Below are 19,195 nucleotides of genomic sequence, written 5' to 3' on the forward strand. Positions count from 1 at the left end.
TATTCGCGAAGAACCCCGGTACCGCAAGGCAACCGGGGTTCTTCGTATATCAACGCGACTATTTGATGATTGGACGCAACGGCGCAGACACGTCGACGTTATGCTTGTCTCCGATCACATTCGGATCATTGATGATTTTATCGACGACAGCTTTCTTCAACTTGAGGCCGGATGAATCGCCCCATACGATCACGCGGTCTCCCCCATTGATTTCCGTGGTGATGGAATCCTGGGTTTCGGCAGTCACCTTGGTGATGGAGTTGCGCATCGATTCCGGCAATGAGCTGAGGATCTTCAACGCCTCCTTGATGGAACGATTGCTCAGACTTGTTTCGACATCCTTCACTTCAATGACGGGAATTCCTTCCACGGAAGCTCCGCTGACGGAATTCAATATACGCCCCTTGCTGTCGACCGCGGTCATGCTGTCCTTGCCTGTCTTGAGCATCGCAGCAGGCTTTTGCGCCTTGATGGTCACTTCAAGGGAGTCGGGCAGTTTTTTCTTGGATTGCGCGGAAGTGACTCCCGGAATCTCCTTGATTTTCTTTTCCACGTCATTGTTCGACACGAGAAGAATCGATTTTCCTGCTTGCTGGCCCGCGATATCCAACACCTGAGACTCACTCACCCATTCGTTGGCGCCGACAACGCTAATATTGCCGGACTCGAGACGGAATACCGATGAGAAGAAAAACAGCCATACCAACGCGCCTGCAACAACAATGACAGCAGCGGAAACGCACGCGCGCATGGCGACGACACGCGCGTTCGCCTTGCGTCGTTCTTTCAGACGCGCACTGAAATCAACCACCTTCGGGCGCGTTACCACGCCCAACGTGCCTATGGTTTCCTCCAATGTCTTCGAAACGAAATCCTCGCCGGCAAGATTGCGCGCGTCCACGAAATCGCCTGATCTCGAACGACTCACGCTGCCTTTGTTGCCACTCTCAACCGTATTTTCCTGCGTCTTCTTCCCGGAAGAAGACGCGCGTCCCGCTCCACCAGCGACGGAACGGCCTTTCGGCTGAACCTGCTTTCCGGCATCGCTGTGTTTCCGGCTTTGGATGGTTCTACCATGCGACGTCTGATTTTCAGGCGTCGTTGCGGAACCATCCGAACCCGTACCTGAACTGATGACCCTTCGCGTCATCAGCCCTCACAATCCCAACGATGAGCCTGAAGGGAGTGCAGCATCACCTCGTCCATCTGTGTGATGTCGCCTGCGCCAACAGTGAAGATGACATCGCCATGATGAGCACGCATCGTCATCATCTGTGCCGCGGTATGCATATCCTCCACTCCGCGAATCCAATCCTCGGCAGGCGTGTGGTCAAGCTTAAGCGCCTCGTCCACAATGGTGGCGGAGCTAATCGTCGGATAGTCCTCCTGCTTTTCACGTGCGGGGAAAATGCCGGTGACGATCACATCATCCGCCTTGGCCAATGCTTCAGCGAATTCACTCGCAAAGAACATGGTCCGGGAGAACAGGTGCGGCTGGAAGATCACGCGAATCACCGACTGCGGGTACCTGCGGCGCGCCGCATCCAGCAATGCCGAAATCTCCGTAGGATGATGCGCGTAATCATCAACGACAGTCACTTGGCCGACCATACCACGCACTTGGAAACGACGGGCAGCTCCAAGGAACGACGTGGCGGCTTGGGCAGCGTTCTCGACATCGACGCCCAACAACGCGGCCGCAATAATCGCAGCGGAGGCATTGCGCGCGTTGTGAATGCCTGGAACGGTAAGCGTCACCGGAACCATACGCTCATGTTCGCCCAACAATCCCGCGGGCATGTGTAGGGTGAAATGTTCGGCACCGCTTTGCGCGCTTTCGCTTTCCGATTCGATATGCACGAACGCGGCACCGTTCAAATCACCCAACGAAACCGTATCCTGCGTCGCATACACGACCGTACGCTTGGCCGTCTGCGGATCGAGAGCACGCAATACCGCAAGATTGCCTTCATCATCGCCGCACATCACCACCGATTTTTCGGCATGCTGAACATGATTGACAAAAGCCGCACGATAGTTTTCCTGCGTGCCGTAATGGTCGAGATGATCGGCTTCGGAGTTGGTGACAATGGCGATTTCCGGATGATACTTGGCAAAGCTGCCATCGGATTCGTCCGCTTCCGCCACAAGAACGTCGCCCTTACCAGCATGGCCTCCGTCAATCGTCACACCATCCTTGCCTTGGATGGATCCGCCGATGGCATAGCTTGGATCGGCCAGATTTCCCTCACCGGCATGGGTGAGGATATGGGCCAGCATGGAACTGGTCGTGGTTTTGCCATGAGCTCCTGCGACCGTCACCGCACGTTTTGCGTTCATCAGCAATGCGAGAATGTCGCTGCGGTGCACGATGCGTTCGCCTGCTTCGTATGCTGCGACGATTTCCGGATTGTCGGATTTGATGGCGCTGGAGAATACGACGGTATGTTTGCCTTCGACGTTTTCTGCGCGCTGCCCGAATTCGACGGTAATGCCGATTCCCTGCAGACGATCGGTTTTGGCGCTGGGTTCACGATCTGAACCGTCCACTTCAACGCCCTGTTCGTGCAGCATTTCAGCGAGCACGCTCATGCCCGCGCCTCCAATGCCGATGAAATGGGTTGCCCCCAAATCATTCACGCCTTCCTGCGGACTGAACGACGCATGGGTTGGATCAAGAACGATGGTACCGGCTTCACGCTGGTTGTCAGACACGACTGCTCCTCTTGCATGTTTTTTCTAGCTTGTTCCATTATGGTCTCACCCATGGTCTCGCATATGGCCGATCATGGGTGGGATTTTGGAATGCGACGAACGCACCTGCCGTCGCCGCAGCCTACTTTTCGTCAATCATGGAAAGCACGCGCTTGGCCATGACTTCGGCGGCATCTCGAATACCGTATTGCCAGGCGTTGTCGCCATACTTGGCAAGCAGATCCGAATCGGCAAGCAGCTTCGGCACATGCTGTTTGACCCATTCGGCGGTGAATTCGCGATCGGCCACCATCAGACCGCCTTCCGCATCGACGACAGGCTGGGCGTTGAATCGCTGCTCGCCGTTGCCGATTGGCAGCGGAACATAAATCGCGGGGAGTCCCAAAGCCGTCAATTCCGATACGGTGCCGGCCCCAGAGCGACAGATAATCAGGTCGGCGCAAGCGAATGCGAGATCAATACGTTCCAAATACGGCGCAACACGATAATCGCCATCATTGCCATGGTCCGGGCCAAGCTCGCCAAGCACCTGTTCGCCGGCGCTCACCGACACCAATGAACGCACTTCATCATCTTTGCCTTTCCCAGTCAGATGAATCACCTGGGCGTGTTCCAGCAGCTCCCTAGCGGAAGCCGCCACCGCACGGTTCACGTTCACCGCGCCCAGCGACCCTCCAGTCACCACCACCAGTGGACGGTTCGGATCGACACCGAGTTGCGCTGCGGCCGATTGTCTTGTGGCAATGCGGTCATGTTCCATGCCATGGGCTATCGCTGCGATTTCGGCACGCAATGGCAATCCCACACGCTCGGCTTCAACACCTTTGCGTGGCTTCAAGCCGGTTTGCGCATAGGCGGTGCCAATCATGGACGCCCAGCGAGCTCCCAATTTGTTGGCCATTCCGGCACGGGCATTCTGCTCATGCATCGCGATCGGAATGCCCATCTTGTGCGCTGCCGCATATACGGGAGCGGACGTGTATCCGCCGAAGCCGACAACCACCTGCGCCTCATGACGGGTGAGAATGTCACGGACTTTGGCCGTTTCGGCCTTCCACTGCGCGGGAAACTTCAGCGCCGCCATATTGGGCCTGCGTGGGAAAGGAACCTTCTCAATGGTTTCCAGTTCGAAACCGGCCTGGGGAACCAAATCGTGTTCCAAGCCGACGACAGTGCCCACCACTGCGATATCGGCGTCTGGTTCAAGCTCGCGAATCACATGCGCCACGGCGAGCAGAGGATTGACATGACCTGCCGTACCACCGCCGGCAAGAACGATATGCTTCTGATTGCTCATAGTGTACGAGCTTAGCCCACGGCACCCCAGTACGCCGCGCGCCATACCGTCGCACACGCGGATGCTCACATTTCATCTACGTTTGCACACCGCAATACGCGGTAGCGTATGCTGCGGTCGCAGCCGACACTCAGACCCGCTGCATCTCCGCTTGGATCTGCGGCTGCTGCTTCATCATGCTGATGGTTACGCCTGCAGCGCCCAAACACAGAATCAACGACGAACCGCCCGCGGACACAAACGGCAATGGCACACCCATCACCGGAAACAATCCCACCACAACGCCGATGTTCACGAATGCCTGGCCGACGATCCACACGGTAATGCTGGCCAATACCAAAGTGATGTACCTGTCCTGCGATTGCAAAGCCACCACGAGCATGCACCATCCAAGCACCAAGAACAGCAGAATGACGAGAGAGGCGCCTACAAAGCCCGTTTCCTCACCGATGATGGCGAAAATGAAATCGTTGTGCGCTTCCGGCAGATATCCCCATTTTTCTCCGGAATTGCCGATGCCCACTCCAAGCAAACCTCCGGAGGCCATGGCGTATTTGCCATGCACCGCCTGATAGCAGACCCCCTGCATGTCGGATGCGGAGCAAGTTTGGTATGTGGCCATGATACGGCTGAGTCGGTTCGGACTGGTGATAACGAGTCCGCCAACCAAAACCGCACCGCCGCATGCCACGATAGCCAACCATTTGCCAGGAAAATCTCCCAACAGCAACGCGGCACCTGCGATCGCGAACAGAATCATGGCCGTGCCAAGATCCTTGCCACTCACAACCAACAGCAATGCAAGACCAAGCCACGCAATCAACTTGAGATATGCCTTATATGGTCCGACTTTGTTTATCTGCTTCTGCGCGTAGATCAGTTCCCGCGGCAGCCATATGCACAACGCAAGCTTAACGACTTCGGCGGGCTGGAAGGTAAATCCAAAAAGGCCGATCCAACCTTTGTTGCCTTGGACATCGATGCCCAAGGGGGTAAACGTCAGCGACTGCAAAAGCAAAGCGATAATCAGGAAGACGAAACTGAATTTCCTGATGAGCTCCGCCGGAATCATCATGCAGGCAACACCCACGATAAGTCCAAGAACGCAGAATCCCCCCTGTTTCAGTGCTTGGGACCACGGAGGCTGTCCGTTGGCAATCATGTTTACCGAAGAGCTGGAAAACACCATGATCACACCGAAAATGGTGAGAATGATCACCGCGGTTCTGAACCCATGAAAACACCAAATCGGATTAAGCAGGCTTCGCAGACCGACATAACCATGAAAATCGTCGACCTGCTTTCCGACGGCGGCCTTCTTTTTCTGACGACTACTATCAACCTGCCTGGTTTTAGGCTTTTCCATGCTCGTTCACCCAACGCTGAGCCTGCTGTGCGAACTGGTTTCCACGATCGGCATACGACTTGAACTGATCCATCGACGCACATGCAGGCGCCATCAGCACCACATCACCGGATTGGACATACTCGCCCGCGGCATCAACCGCCCGTTCCATAATGACCCCATTATCCGCCGGATCGATGATGGTCAGAGGAATGTTGGGAGCGCTCGTCTTGAACGCATCCAGCATCGGCTGCTGATCCCTGCCGATGATGACCGCGGCTTTGATGGTATGCGCCTGATCAGCCACCAATTGCTCGAAACTGCTGCCTTTGGCCAGTCCTCCGGCAATCCACACCACGGATTTATCGGCAAAACTATTGAGCGAGGCCTTGGCCGCATGCGCGTTGGTCGCCTTGGAGTCGTCAACGAAACGAATGGCTCCCCCATCCGCCGTAGTGGCGGTGGCGACGGTCTGGATACGGTGGCCACCTGGAGTGAACTGCTTCAGGGATGCGATCGCCTTCTCCTTATCCGCGCCAAGTCCCAACACCAACGCCAATGCGGTCAATGCGTCGGCGAGCAAATGCGGATATACCGTGCCATCCGGCTCGGTCAGATGTGTGAACTCGGCAACTTTGGCAACCTGTTCAGGCTTGCCCGCCTCACCGCCCGCGATGCCGGACATGTCGACGATCCAGCCGTCCTTCACGCCAATCTGGCCATCTTGCGGTTCCGACAATGTGAATCCAACCCTACGGCAGCCTTCCGCGGTTTCGGCTGCGAATGCCAGCTTGGTCACGCGCTCATCATCCGCGTTGTACACCAACGCCTTCTTGGCATGGTGGAAGACCTTCGCTTTATCGGACGCGTAATTGTCGATACCGCCATGCCAATCAAGATGGTCGTCAGCGATATTGGTGATCGCCGCGCAATCCAACTCAAGAGAATCGGTGAAATGCAATTGGAAAGAACTGAGCTCAACACACAGCACATCATTTGCCGGATCGACTGCGGCATGGGACACCGCTTTGCCGATATTGCCGACAGCAGGTGCGGTCAAACCGCAAGCCGTCAACATCTCCGAAGTCATTTCCGTAGTGGAGGTCTTGCCATTGGTACCGGTGATGCCAATCCATTGCGCAGGATGCCCAGTGGCATCGCAATCCACCCGCAGCTGCCAGGCAAGCTCGACCTCGCTCATCACCGGAATGCCACGACGTTGCGCTTCGAGAATGAACGGGGTCCTCGGATTGAATACCGGAGAAGTCATCACCAAGTCGACATGATCCCAATCAATGTGGTCGAAAGAGTGCAGATCGGCATCAGGCTTCTTCTCATCCACGCCCAACACCTTTTCGGCGCGGGAACCCAACACCTCCATCATGCTCTGGCCAGAAACTCCAAGACCCGCCACAATCGCGGTCTTACCGCTCATATCCATATCCATCATCCTTCGATCGTCAGAACCTCATACGCCTTAATATCACAGTCATATTGCGTTCATTCGCAACGGCAACAGACCGAGCATCGACTGTCACAAGCCGGAACGGGCAACCCAATCGCCATAGAAAAGCACCAAGGCGACCAGCACGAACAGCAGTTCAATCATCCAGAAGCGAATCACAACCTTGACTTCGGGCCATCCCTTCAATTCGAAATGATGGTGGATCGGAGCCATCTTGAACACACGCTTATGCGTCATCTTGAAATAGCCGACCTGAATGACATCGCTCAACGTTTCCATGACGAACAGGCCGCCGAGAATAATCGCGAGGAATTCCGTATGCGTGGCGATGGACATGGCAGCGAACAGGCCGCCAAGCGCCAACGAACCGGTATCTCCCATGAAAATTGAAGCCGGATTGGAGTTGTACCACAGGAACCCGAAGCATGCTACCGCCGCGCAAGCCGCGATAATGGTCAGATCAAGTGGATCAGATACCGCGTAGGTAAAGCCCTCATGCCCCGACCCCTTAAGGTGGTAGAACTCCCAAAAAGCGATCACCGCATATCCCATGAACGCAATCATCGAAGAGCCAGCTGCCAAACCGTCAAGACCATCAGTCAGATTGATGGCATTGGTCCACGCGGTCATCAGGAAGTTCACCCAAATCACGAACAGCACGATAGCCACGATCTTACCCGCGAATTCGAAACTGAAGAACGGCTCCTCAATGAAGCTCATGCCGGCCTGGGCACTGGGGAAACCGGAATTCGTAGGCAGAATCAACGCCAGCACCGCATATATGGTAGCCAGAATGAACTGTCCGATGAACTTGCCCTTAACCGTCAATCCCTCGCTCTGCTTCTTACGAACCTTCGCGAAATCATCAATAAAACCAAGCAATCCCATCGACAACATGGCAAACAGCACCAGCACCGCAGACCACGACGGAGTCTCACCCCGCGTGACGAAGCGGTACAGCGCCGACGAGCCCCAGCCCAACACAACCGCCAAATTGATGACCACGCCACCCAACGTAGGCGTGCCACGCTTGACTAGATGGGATTTCGGACCATCCTGACGTATGTATTGCCCATAATTCAGCTTGTGCACCAAACGAATCAGCAGCGGGGTGCCCACGATCGTCACAACCAGCGACACCACAATTCCGATGATGAGCGAAATCACCTGATGTTCTCCGTTTCAGTCAGACATTCTTCAGATAACGTCGTTTATTCGATTATTCGAATCTTGCCAAATATTCTTGTTCTATTGTGCAGCCAGGGCCTGCCAACGTTCGGCCAAAGCGCTCAAGCCGGAAGCGTGGGAGCCCTTAAGCAGCACCACAGCGCCCGGATGTTCCACGGCGAGTTGCGTCACCAGACGATCGGCCTCGTCAATGTCGTGCACCCAATCAATATGGGAAGCACATCCCGCAGCGGATGCACCTTCAGCCATGGCACCGGCCAGAGCGTCCAAAGAGGCATCGGATGCGCTGCCGACCGTCAGCAACGCGTCAACGTCGCCTTCCACCGCATACCGGCCGATGCCAGCATGCAAATCCTTTTCATCCGGACCAAGCTCAAGCATGGCACCCAACACCGCAATACGGAACGGTTGGGTCTCAGCACCCGCCTTCCAACGCAACAATCCGTCAAGCCCCGCCTTCATGGAATCGGGATTGGCATTAAACGAATCGTCGATCAAGGTGAACGATGTTTCAGGCTTGTGCACCGTGGAAACAGCCATACGATGAGGACTGATGGCCGTGACGTCAGACAGCGCGGACGCGACCTCATCCATCGACATACCCAAATGCATCGCTACCGAAGCAGCCGCCAACGCATTCATAACGTTATGCTGACCGCAAATGCCCAGAGTGACCTCGGCATGCTCGCCATCACCATTGTCCAAAATGAAGCTCGGATGGTCCAATTCGTCGCAATGCACATGTCGCGCGCTGATTGCCGGCTTGCCGTCATTGTTCTGCGGAAGTCCGAACCACATCACGTCGCCCGGAGCGATGGCGCTCATCGCAGCCACATGCTCGTCATTCGCGTTCAGTACGGAAAGACCACCTGGAACAAGGCCACGGATGATTTCCGATTTGGCTTGTGCGATGCGTTCCGGCGAGCCGAATTCCCCTAGATGCGCGACGCCGACTTTCAACACGACCGCAATATCCGGCGGCACCAGCGACGTCAAATTCGCGATTTCCCCAACATGATTGGCACCCATTTCCGCAACCAGAAAGCGAGTTTCCGCATGTACTTTGAGCGAAGTCAACGGCAGTCCGATTTCATTGTTGAACGATCCGACCGGCGCAATCGTCGGTCCTATGTGCGCCAGCAACGCCTTCATGAGATCCTTGGTAGTGGTTTTTCCGACGGAACCGGTGATGCCAATCACCGTAAACGGCGTTTCCAACGCACGCCGGCGTTCGATATTGTGCTTGGCCAACGCGCCCAAGGCAAGCACCGTATCTTCCACCACGATCTGAGGCACTCCGGCACCGTCGATCTCATGGTCGACTATTGCGGCAACAGCGCCCTGAGCGCCTACCTTCGACACATAATCGTGGCCATCCACGCGTTCTCCGGCAATCGCCACGAATACCGATCCTTCAACAATCTGTCGTGAATCAGTGAATGTGCTGGTGGCCACAGGCGTATCAATCGCCGCGGTGCCGGCAATCAGCCGTCCCTGAACCGCCTGGGCGATTTCCTCCAAGCTCATTGGCATCATGGTCGGGCTGCTCACTCTGATTTCTCCTCTGTGTTGATGTACTGCATATTGTTCACGTTGTTTACGATTATCACTATTCGACGTCCGCATCCGTTCCGATCGAGACTAGTTCAGATCTCGAGATACACGCAATGCGCTTTTAATATTGGCTTTACGTACGCCGGCCGCAAGCACCATGGCGATGGACAATGACAACGCGCTGCTGTCCGTCTGCCCGTATGCCTCCGTCGCTTGCGCTGCGAGCGCATCGGATTCCTGCGTACGACCTGCGATGTGGGTCTGCTTGCCGACAGTGCATCCAAACCGTGCGACCGACTTGACGATCTCAGCCTCGCTGAGACCCTTGTCGTCGCAGCCAAGCACATCAACATTCACCGACTGCAACGCATCGTCATTCAACGTTTCCTCGCTGAGCGCAAGGATCACAGCGGCGGCGCCGTCTTCGGCGCACACAGCCATCGTACGCTGCACGTCAAGAATCGACAATGGATAGTTCAGATCAAGGAATCGTTCCAACGATTGCGAATTGCCGGCACTAATCACGCCGACCGGATTGCCGAGCATGTGCAGGAAATCCGCGAGATCCCTCACACCCTGTTCCACCGTTTGCGTATTGCTGCCAGCCACGGCGAACACCGCCAGCGAATCGGATGGGCTGCCCGCCATCTCGCTGGCAAGCTTGCCCAACTGTTGCGCAGTCGGTTCGGCATAAATCAAAGGAATCTGAACGCCATCCGTTTTTCCTCGCAACGCATGCGGCACCACCGCACCATACGCACCAAGCGCTTGCACCTGCCGTAACTGTTGCTCATCCACCTGCATGGACGGCATGAACAACGCTCCCGGCCGCACCGAATCGATGTCGTCGGCAATGGACGTGACCGTCACTTCGGTAGCGAACGCGGGATCAAGGTCAAAGCCATATCTGCTGGCAAGCAGACCCAACGTCATTCGCCTATTCATGGATTCGCTGACCGCGCTCATCTTTCCGCCCCTCCGTTCTTCATGCTCACACACTCACCAAGTCACTGGAATAGCATCAGTTCGCGGACTTGACGCCGGCACTTCGTACTTCTGCATAAGGAATTCACCAATCTCCGCAGTGACCGGGCCTGCCGTCAGACCACCATAAACGCCTTGCGGATCTTTCAACACCACCGTAACGACGAAACGAGGATTATCCGCAGGAATAATCGCAGAATAATCGCTGATAATCGACGACAGACGTCCGTCCGCACCGGCAACTTCCGCGGTACCGGACTTTGCCGCGACACGGTAACCATCCACTTTGATGAACTGGGAATAGTGGTCGGACACGGATTCCATGGCATTCATCACCTGTGAGGCCACCTGCTCGTCAATCACGCGCGTCGCTTCGCCTTCAGGCTTCTGCTCTTCGGAATGCCCTTCGGCATCGCTGATCGCCTTGATGATGCGCTGCGGCTTTTTGACGCCCTTGTTGGCGATCACGGCAACCGCGTTCGTCAACTGGAGCGCATTGGTCGTATACGCCTGGCCGAACAGCACGGTGTTCTGGGTTCGCAGATCCCATTGATCGGCCGAATACAGCAGACCATCCGCTTCTCCGGGAAGACCAAGCCCATTGTCTTGTCCGATACCGAATTTGCTGATGAACTCATATCGCTGCTCGTTAGACATCTTCTCCGCGGCGATGATCATGCCGACATTCGACGATTGCTCGAGAATGCCTGCCAGCGTCCAATGCTCATCGCCGTGGGTCGTCGCATCGCTGTAGGTCTGCCCGTTCGTCGTAATGTGGTCCGGCACCGTGAATTTATCCGATGCCTGGTGCAATCCAAGCTGAATCATGCCTGACATGGTGAAAACCTTGCCGATGGAACCGGGTTCAAACGTTTCGCTGACGGCCCTGGAAACCGTCATTTTCGCCTGGTCGCTGCCGGCTTCGATTTCGTCGCTATCGGCGAGCGCGAGAATGTCCCCTGTTTGTGTGTCCTGCACCACGGCGACTCCCCACGGTGAACTATATTTCGTGCAGCTTTCCTTCAGCACTTTTTCGACGTACCACTGCACGTCATGGTCGATGGTCAGTGTGACATCGGAGCCGTTGACCGCGTCTTTTGATTCGGTCATGGTTCCGGGGATTTCGACGCCGTTGTTGCCTTGTTGGTAGACTTGGTACCCGTCTTCGCCTGTCAACGTCTTGTTTTTCATCTGTTCGATGCCCGCTACGCCTTTGCCTTCACCGTCGACACCTCCCAGCAGTGCGCCCATCAGGGTTCCGTTGGAATAGATGCGCTCGTTGCTGAGTTCCGCGTAGACGATACCGCCCAGATTGAGTTTGGAGATCTTGCGCTTAACGGCCGGCGTCACATCTTTTTTGAGTACCGCATATTGGCCTGTTCCCGAAAGCATGGCACCCAATTCGGTGGCGTCCATGTCCAGTACCGGAGCGAGGAGTCTAGCTACCGCCGCAGCTCCGGTAGCACCTACCGGCTTGCCATCGACCTGATGGCAGTTGTCTCCGGTCTGTTTGGTGCAGGTTGTGGGAGTGAAGGCCTGTGCTTCCTCGGGGTTGCCGATGATGGTGTAGCGCTCCACGCTTTGCGCGAGAATCGAGCCGTTCGTGTCCATGATTTTGCCGCGCCGTGCCTTCAAAGTCACGGTAATCGTGCGGCTTTGCGCCGCGGCCTGCGCCATGGTTTTGCCATTGATCAACTGGATGTTGGCCAATTGAATAAGGCAAGCCGTGCCCATCAACGCCAGAATGACGCCGATGGCCATGGTTTTCGTAAGCAGTTTCTTGTGGAAACGTGCGTAAGTGCGGTGAAAAGGATTCACTGAGCGTCGTCTCCGCTTGGCTGGTAGCCGTTCAGATCAATCGTTAGAGCGCCTTTTTGGGGCACCATGCCCATTTCCTCGGCCTTGCTCGGCAGCGAGGCTTCAAGTTCGTCAAGCTTGGCCTGGTCATCTTCCACGTCTTGGGTCAGGCGGGTAATGTTCGACTCAATCTGGTTCGCCTCGAAGGAATGCTGCACCATTTGGGTACGCAGCGTTAAGGATCCCAGAAGACATCCGCCGAGGAACACCACGGCGATAACCAGATGCAACAATGGAGTGCTTCTGGTGCGCGTCCATGTGATGAGATGTTCGAATCCTCGCTTGACGCTGTTGCCTTCGGCCCGCGTTCCTTTGACGACGTGCAATTCAGGGCGAGTGGTGCCAGCGGTTTCGGTTTGGTCCCGGCGTCCTGCGGGAGCCGCGTTTGATGCGATCGTTCTTGGTGCGGCCACGTTCAGCCCCTCCTTCCTTGTCGTTTCATGCTTGCGTAATCATTGCCTTGGTCGAATCGTTTTCGCCAGCGTTCAGGAATTGGTCTGGTCAGTTCCACTGCGCGCAGTCGCACAGAGGCCGACCTTGGATTCATGGCGATTTCTTCCTCGGCCGCTTTGATGGCGCCTCGCGTCAGTTCTTTGAAGAACGGCATCATATCCGGGGGTATTACCGGCATATCTGCGGGCACGTCAGCTTTCAGACCTTGATTCATAAATGTTTTGACGGTCTTGTCTTCCAGCGAATGGTACGACTCCACCACCAAACGTCCTCCCACCGCAAGATGGTTGGCGATCTGCGGTAGCGTCCCCGCCAATTTGTCGAGCTCGCCGTTGACTTCAATACGTAATGCCTGGAACACACGTTTCGCGGGATTTCCCGCAGGACGGTGCGCTTGCGGCACAACCTCATCCACCAATCGGTTGAGCTGCCCCGATGTGGTCAATGGTTCGATCTCACGCCTACGCACGATTTCGCGGGCTATCTGCTTGGAGAAGCGTTCCTCACCATATGTACGGAAAATGCGTACCAGATCAGCGAACGAATATTCAGCAAGTATCTGTTCGGCGGTCAATGGCTGGGTCACGTCCATACGCATGTCCAAAGGCGCATCGTGAGAATAGGAGAATCCCCGCTCCGTCTCGTCAATCTGCAAACTCGACAATCCCAAATCCATGAACACGGCGTTTACCTGGTCGATCCCCTGATCATCAAGCACTTGCGCGAAATCGTCGAATGCGGCGTGCACGGGTATGAAGCGGTCGGCAAGACCTTCCATCCGCATTCGCTGCGTGGCGAGCGAAAGCGCCTCCGTGTCTCGATCGATGCCGATCAGACGCGCTTGCGGACTCGCTTTGAGAAAAGCCGTGGAATGCCCCGCCAAACCAAGCGTGCAATCCACCGCAATCGACCCTGGCCTCGCCAACGCCGGGACCACCAGATCCACGCAGTCGCGCAGCAACACTGGCTGATGTATGGTCGTTACATCTGTCATCAGAATTCCACCGCCGGTAATACGTCATCGGCAATATCGGAATATCCCTGCTCCTGTTCGGCGAGATATTCCTCCCATGCCTGCTTGTTCCAAATCTCCGCTCGGGTCCCCACGCCAATCACCACGATGTCGCTTCCCAAATTCGCGTAATCGCGCAACATCTGCGGCACGAGCACACGTCCTTGCCTGTCTGGCTCCTGATCAACCGCGCCGGAAAGGAACACACGCAAATAATCACGTGCAGCCTTGTTTCCCATGGATGTGCGCTGGATCTGCAATGCGATCCGGCGAAATTCCGATTGGGGCAACAGATAGACACATCGCTCCTGACCACGGGCCATCACCATGCCCGGTCCCAGCTGGCTGCGAAATTTTGCAGGCAATGCCATACGTCCTTTGGCGTCGATTTTTGGAGTGTATGTTCCCAACAGCAGCGGAGGCAGTCCAGCCATCACACCGCTCGCTTGCGTCGAACCATCGTCGGAGAAGGGCTCGGTTTCAACGCTTTGAACCATCGCCACACCTCCTTACATGATGCGCGGGAACACCTAGACCCAAAACTCTTTCCCCACTTTACCCCACGCATCACCATAAATCCCCACATAAATGGAAAAAATCAGCAAATGCTGAGGTTGATTTTCCCCACATTGAACGAATGGCATCAAATCAACTACCGTAAATTCATCCTTGCTTCGCTATGTCGCACTCGCCCTCGTCGGTTTTCGTAGAAGCCTCGGGGTACATTGGAGTGCCTAAGTTTTGTGAGGAAGGGATTGCAGATGTCGAGTTATTCCGCCCAGTTGCGTGAAGAACAACAGGCCGTCAGCCGCGCGTACGGCCGCTTGGATGATCTGCGGACCCAAGCTCGTGCCCGTCTCGACACCGTGCGTGCTGCCGGCTCGCACGGATCGCCCACGCAACGCACCGAACGCGATTCCTTCGCCACCATGTACGAGGATCGCCTCACCCAGCTGCGTGCCGTCGAAGATCGCCTGGTGTTCGGCAGACTCGACGATGTCCACGGTGCGCACAGATACATCGGGCGTATCGGACTGTCCAACGAAAACCACGAGCCGATCCTCACCGATTGGCGAGCCGACGCGGCACGTCCGTTCTACGAAGCGACGCCTTCCAATCATGGCGATATCGTAATGCGCCGCCATATCACACTCAGCTTCCGTGAAGTGGTCGGCGTTGAAGACGAGGTGCTCGATGTGCACTCCGACCAGGTCGGGCAGGCGTCTTCGGACGGCACTCTGACCGGCGAAGGCGCGCTGCTCGCATCGTTGAACGCCAAGCGCACCGGCAAGATGACCGATATCGTGGCAACCATCCAAGCCGAGCAGGATCGCATTATTCGCGCCGACCTCAACCAGGCCGTGGTGGTGCAGGGTGGACCGGGTACCGGCAAAACCGCCGTGGCGCTGCACCGTGCGGCATATCTGCTCTACACGCATCGGCGAATGCTCGAACGCTCCGGTGTGCTCGTGGTCGGACCGAGCTCAACCTTCCTGCATTACATCGATCAGGTGCTCCCCTCCCTCGGCGAGACCGGAGTGGTCAGCCGAACCATCGCCGATCTGATCCCCGGCGTGATCGCGACGGCGCATGACAACCCGTTCGCCGCGAAATTGAAGGGCGAACGTCGTATGTCCAAAGCCATCGCCAATGCCGTTGCCGCACGAGAACGCGTCCCCGCATCATTGCCGTCGATCCGCATCAACGGATTCGCAGTGCCCATCGTGCGCGCGGATATCGAACAGGCCATCACCGATGCCAAGCGCACGCGACAGCAGCACAACAAAGCACGCGAAACTTTCGTGCATAGCATGTTGATCGCCATGCGCAACCGTTATGTGGACAAGCTTGATTACGAGCCGGAGCAGGCGGAGTTGACGGATGTGATGCAGCAGTTGCGCATGAATGACACCTTGCGCAAGACGTTGAATCTCGCATGGTTGCCGATGACCGGCGAATGGCTTATCGACCAACTGTTCTGCAAGCCGCAGCAGCTTCGTCGCTTCGCACCATGGCTTGAGGAACGCGATATCGAAGCATTGGTTCGCCCCAAAGGGTCGCCGTTTACCGTCAGCGATATTCCGCTGCTGGATGAAGCCATGGAACTGCTTGGCCCCGACCCCAAAGCGGTCGCCCGCCAAAAGGCGTTGGACGCCAAGCGCGCCGAGGAGGAGCAGTTCGCGCAAGATACGCTGGCTCAGGCTGGCATCGGCTCCGGCATCGTCACTTCGCAGATGTTGGTCGACAATATCAACGGGATGGACGCGGAACTCACCGCGCAGCGCGCCGCCGCAGACCGTGAATGGACATATGGGCATATCGTTGTCGATGAAGCTCAGGAACTCACCGCCATGGATTGGCGCATGCTCATCCGCCGTTGCCCGTCGCGTTCGTTCACCATTGTGGGCGATGTTGCGCAAACCTCCGCATTGGGCGGCACCCGTTCGTGGCGACGTATGATGGATCCGTTGTTCGGCCCCCACAATTGGCAACTCAACGAATTGACGATTAATTACCGCAATCCGAAGGAAGTGTCGCAGCTCGCCTGTGATTTCGCGGCAACGGAGGGATTGTACATCTCCACCGTCAATGCGGTGCGCGGCGTGCCGGATTCGGTCAAGCGCCTCACTCTGGCCGACGACCGTCTGATTGCCGATGCCGTGGCACAGCAGACCGTCGATCTGGTCCGCGCATTCGTCTCCTCCGATGGCACCGGACGCGTGGCCATCATCGCACCTGACGATATGGTCAAGCCGTTGCGCAGGCGGGTGTACGAACAGCTTCGCGAAACATTGACGGCGAAGGAGTTCGACCGTCTCGATGCGCAGAGCTCTTGGGATGAACAGGTCACCGTTTGTTCCACGCAAATGGTGAAAGGCTTGGAATACGACGCAGTGATGGTGGTGCAGCCGGGAAGCATCGAGGAGAATGCCCCCTCACGCATTGTGGCCGCAGCCGATTTATACGTCGCCATGACCAGACCGACACAACGTCTGCTTATAGTCCGGACAAATGCAGACGAAAAACTGCTCAAGCTATAAGGTAGGAACCATGCCTAAAGCATTGTTACTTGAAAATATTCATCCTGACGCGGCACAGTCACTGCGTGACCACGGCTTCGAAGTCGAGTGCCTCAGGGGCGCGCTCAACGAAGATGAACTCATCGACGCCTTGGAAGACGTTGATCTGCTGGGCATTCGCTCCAAAACCAGCGTGACCAGCAAAGTCATCGACGCACGTCCGACGCTCACGGCCGTCGGCTGCTTCTGCATCGGCACCAATCAGGTCGATCTCGACTATGCGGGCAAGCACGGCATCGCCGTGTTCAATGCCCCATATTCCAACACTCGCTCCGTGGTGGAACTGGTTATCGGCGACATCATTTGCCTGATGCGCCGCATTCCTGCGCATACCCATCATATGAAGCACGGTATGTGGGACAAGTCTGCTTCCGGCTCTCATGAAGTGCGAGGCAAGACGCTCGGCATCATCGGCTACGGCAATATCGGATCTCAGCTTTCCGTCATCGCCGAGGCACTTGGCATGCGCGTGGTGTTCTACGATATTGAAGAGAAGCTTGCCATGGGCAATGCCCATCGTTGCTCCACACTGAACGAACTGCTCGAACAGTCCGATGTGGTCACACTGCATGTCGATGGCCGCAAGTCCAATACCGGTTTCTTCGGTGAGGACCAGTTCGCGCATATGAAGCAGGATTCGATCTTCATCAATCTTTCCCGCGGTTTTGTGGCTGATTTGGACGCTCTGAAGAAGCATTTGGACTCCGGCCACATTTCGGGCGCCGCAGTGGATGTGTTCCCTGTCGAGCCGAAGAAGAGCGGCGACGAGTTTTTGACGAGCCTTGCGGATGAAGACAATATGATTCTGACCCCGCATATTGGCGGGTCTACGCTTGAAGCCCAGAAGTCCATCGGACAGTTCGTCTCACAGCGTCTTGAGGATTATTGGTTCAGGGGATCCACCATGTTGTCCGTGAATCTTCCGCAGATCACACTGTCTGATATTCGTTCGAACTTCCGCATCGCGCATCTTCACGCGAATTTGCCTGGCGTACTTGCCAAGGTGAACCGTGTGCTCGGAGAAGAGAATATCAACATCGCGGCACAGGCACTGGGCACCGAAGGCGAAATCGGCTATGTGGTCACCGATGTGGCCCAGCGCCCCAGCCAGAAGGCTTTGGACGAACTCGCAGCCATCGAAGGCACGATCCGTATGCGTGTGATCAGCTGACGATCCCAATCCGGCAAACGCCACTACGATACGAATGCATTGTGGGGGTTCCAATCACTTATTGGCTGGAACCCCCACAATGCATGAACCCTAATGCCGTTTGCCGTAATCGCCCAGTTTTGCACTACCAAGTCCATTTCAGCCAAAACAAACGCATTATCATATGCGTTCGCAACCGTTCGAACCTACTTCAGCGCATCAGCCTTCAGCTCGTCGATCGCGTTCTGGAAATCCTCAAGATTCTCAAAATTCTGGTATACACTGGCGAATCGCATATACGCGACCTCATCAAGATCACGCAACGGTTTCAAAATGGCCCTGCCGACCTCGTCGGATTTGACTTGAGCCAGTCCTCGGGCACGAAGATCCTCTTCGACCTGCTGGCCAAGAGCCTTCAAATCGTCTTCCTTGATCGGACGGCCCTGGCATGCCTTGCGAACACCAGAAATCACCTTGTTCCTATCGAACTGCTCAACGTTGCCGGAACGCTTCACCACCAACAACATAGTGGTCTCTAGCGTGGTGAAACGCTTGGAGCATTTCGGGCATTCACGCCTACGGCGGATGGAATGGCCGTCATCGCTGATGCGGGTATCGACCACCTTGGTATCTGGATTCTGACAAAAAGGGCAATGCATGGTGTCAAGAATAGCCTGAACCATTGAACTAGGCCAATCTTGCGCGGGTTCATACCTCGTCGGGAACGATAAGTCTTTGACCGGCCCGAAGCGATACTGAATCCAGATTATTCAGTCGTACCAGCTCGTCCACAGTATCCGCAACATTGCCACCATCAGGCGTAATACGCGCAGCGTACCCCCACAACGTATCGCCCGGCTGGACGGTATATACCACCACCGGCGTCGCTCCGGGATCTGACTGCGCGCGTGCAGGCATCATCAATCCAGCCAAACACCATGCGAGCACCATCAGCATCATGATTACGGCCAGTCGATCCGCCCAGACTTTGAAATCAACGCCATGAGCCTTCGGCACACGATCCATCACGCCACTCCTTCTCGAACAGCTGTTCTATCGAACGCATGTTCTGAGTATGGCACAAATGTTCGATAA

At 56.1% G+C, this 19,195-nt stretch carries 16 protein-coding genes; 2 read left to right on the plus strand and 14 right to left on the minus strand.

Going from position 1 to position 19,195, the window contains the following annotated elements; genetic code table 11:
* Window positions 1-58 precede the first annotated feature (58 nt).
* The 12 genes from KSY55_RS05810 to mraZ form a co-directional block, all read right to left on the minus strand.
* Window positions 59-1,150 (minus strand): cell division protein FtsQ/DivIB, encoded by a 1,092-nt coding sequence (locus KSY55_RS05810; protein ID WP_171025362.1) that lies wholly within the window; start codon window positions 1,148-1,150, stop codon window positions 59-61.
* The gene (murC, locus tag KSY55_RS05815) at window positions 1,150-2,715 is read right to left on the minus strand and encodes a UDP-N-acetylmuramate--L-alanine ligase (protein ID WP_022245457.1); all 1,566 of its coding nucleotides are present in this window, start codon (window positions 2,713-2,715) and stop codon (window positions 1,150-1,152) included. Before murC ends, KSY55_RS05810 begins: the two co-directional genes overlap by 1 nt.
* A 121-nt stretch (window positions 2,716-2,836) precedes the next feature.
* On the minus strand, window positions 2,837-4,012 hold the full coding sequence (locus tag KSY55_RS05820; RefSeq protein WP_034881026.1) for a glycosyltransferase: 1,176 nt from the start codon (window positions 4,010-4,012) through the stop codon (window positions 2,837-2,839).
* Window positions 4,013-4,142: 130 nt separating this feature from the next.
* A complete protein-coding gene (locus tag KSY55_RS05825; protein ID WP_217749608.1) occupies window positions 4,143-5,378 on the minus strand; it encodes a putative peptidoglycan glycosyltransferase FtsW in 1,236 nt (411 codons plus the stop codon).
* The gene (gene murD / locus KSY55_RS05830) at window positions 5,365-6,804 is read right to left on the minus strand and encodes a UDP-N-acetylmuramoyl-L-alanine--D-glutamate ligase (protein WP_171025367.1); all 1,440 of its coding nucleotides are present in this window, start codon (window positions 6,802-6,804) and stop codon (window positions 5,365-5,367) included. The genes KSY55_RS05825 and murD overlap by 14 nt, the downstream gene beginning before the upstream one ends.
* Before the next feature lie 87 nt (window positions 6,805-6,891).
* On the minus strand, window positions 6,892-7,989 hold the full coding sequence (mraY, locus tag KSY55_RS05835; protein ID WP_118240356.1) for a phospho-N-acetylmuramoyl-pentapeptide-transferase: 1,098 nt from the start codon (window positions 7,987-7,989) through the stop codon (window positions 6,892-6,894).
* 81 nt (window positions 7,990-8,070) lie between these two features.
* Window positions 8,071-9,546: a UDP-N-acetylmuramoyl-tripeptide--D-alanyl-D-alanine ligase gene (gene murF, locus KSY55_RS05840; RefSeq protein ID WP_065447184.1), complete on the minus strand. Its 1,476-nt coding sequence runs from the start codon at window positions 9,544-9,546 to the stop codon at window positions 8,071-8,073.
* 105 nt (window positions 9,547-9,651) lie between these two features.
* Window positions 9,652-10,530 carry a hypothetical protein gene (locus KSY55_RS05845; protein WP_004220626.1) on the minus strand — a complete coding sequence of 293 codons (879 nt, stop codon included), beginning with the start codon at window positions 10,528-10,530 and terminating at the stop codon, window positions 9,652-9,654.
* Window positions 10,531-10,563: 33 nt separating this feature from the next.
* Window positions 10,564-12,309, minus strand: coding sequence for a penicillin-binding protein 2 (locus tag KSY55_RS05850; protein ID WP_065441144.1), 1,746 nt, complete (start codon window positions 12,307-12,309; stop codon window positions 10,564-10,566).
* A gap of 53 nt (window positions 12,310-12,362) precedes the next feature.
* On the minus strand, window positions 12,363-12,818 hold the full coding sequence (locus KSY55_RS05855; protein ID WP_033524073.1) for a hypothetical protein: 456 nt from the start codon (window positions 12,816-12,818) through the stop codon (window positions 12,363-12,365).
* A 2-nt stretch (window positions 12,819-12,820) separates the two neighbouring features.
* Complete coding sequence (gene rsmH, locus KSY55_RS05860; protein ID WP_004220633.1) at window positions 12,821-13,852, minus strand: 16S rRNA (cytosine(1402)-N(4))-methyltransferase RsmH; 1,032 nt, start codon at window positions 13,850-13,852, stop codon at window positions 12,821-12,823.
* Window positions 13,852-14,367, minus strand: coding sequence for a division/cell wall cluster transcriptional repressor MraZ (gene mraZ, locus KSY55_RS05865; RefSeq protein ID WP_004220634.1), 516 nt, complete (start codon window positions 14,365-14,367; stop codon window positions 13,852-13,854). Before mraZ ends, rsmH begins: the two co-directional genes overlap by 1 nt.
* A 264-nt stretch (window positions 14,368-14,631) precedes the next feature.
* Between mraZ and KSY55_RS05870 the strand changes: the two genes are divergently transcribed.
* Together KSY55_RS05870 and serA are read left to right on the plus strand one after the other, a co-directional pair.
* A complete protein-coding gene (locus KSY55_RS05870; RefSeq protein ID WP_118268998.1) occupies window positions 14,632-16,911 on the plus strand; it encodes an AAA family ATPase in 2,280 nt (759 codons plus the stop codon).
* 10 nt (window positions 16,912-16,921) lie between these two features.
* The gene (serA, locus tag KSY55_RS05875; protein WP_022244691.1) at window positions 16,922-18,121 is read left to right on the plus strand and encodes a phosphoglycerate dehydrogenase; all 1,200 of its coding nucleotides are present in this window, start codon (window positions 16,922-16,924) and stop codon (window positions 18,119-18,121) included.
* 185 nt (window positions 18,122-18,306) lie between these two features.
* Here serA and nrdR read toward each other — a convergent pair whose 3' ends face one another.
* Both nrdR and KSY55_RS05885 read right to left on the minus strand, forming a co-directional pair.
* Window positions 18,307-18,759, minus strand: coding sequence for a transcriptional regulator NrdR (nrdR, locus tag KSY55_RS05880; protein ID WP_033524138.1), 453 nt, complete (start codon window positions 18,757-18,759; stop codon window positions 18,307-18,309).
* Window positions 18,760-18,808: 49 nt separating this feature from the next.
* On the minus strand, window positions 18,809-19,126 hold the full coding sequence (locus KSY55_RS05885) for a LysM peptidoglycan-binding domain-containing protein (protein ID WP_004220643.1): 318 nt from the start codon (window positions 19,124-19,126) through the stop codon (window positions 18,809-18,811).
* Window positions 19,127-19,195 lie beyond the last annotated feature (69 nt).

Source organism: Bifidobacterium sp. MSK.13.1 (assembly GCF_019131435.1).
Taxonomy (GTDB): Bacteria; Actinomycetota; Actinomycetes; order Actinomycetales; family Bifidobacteriaceae; genus Bifidobacterium; species Bifidobacterium pseudocatenulatum.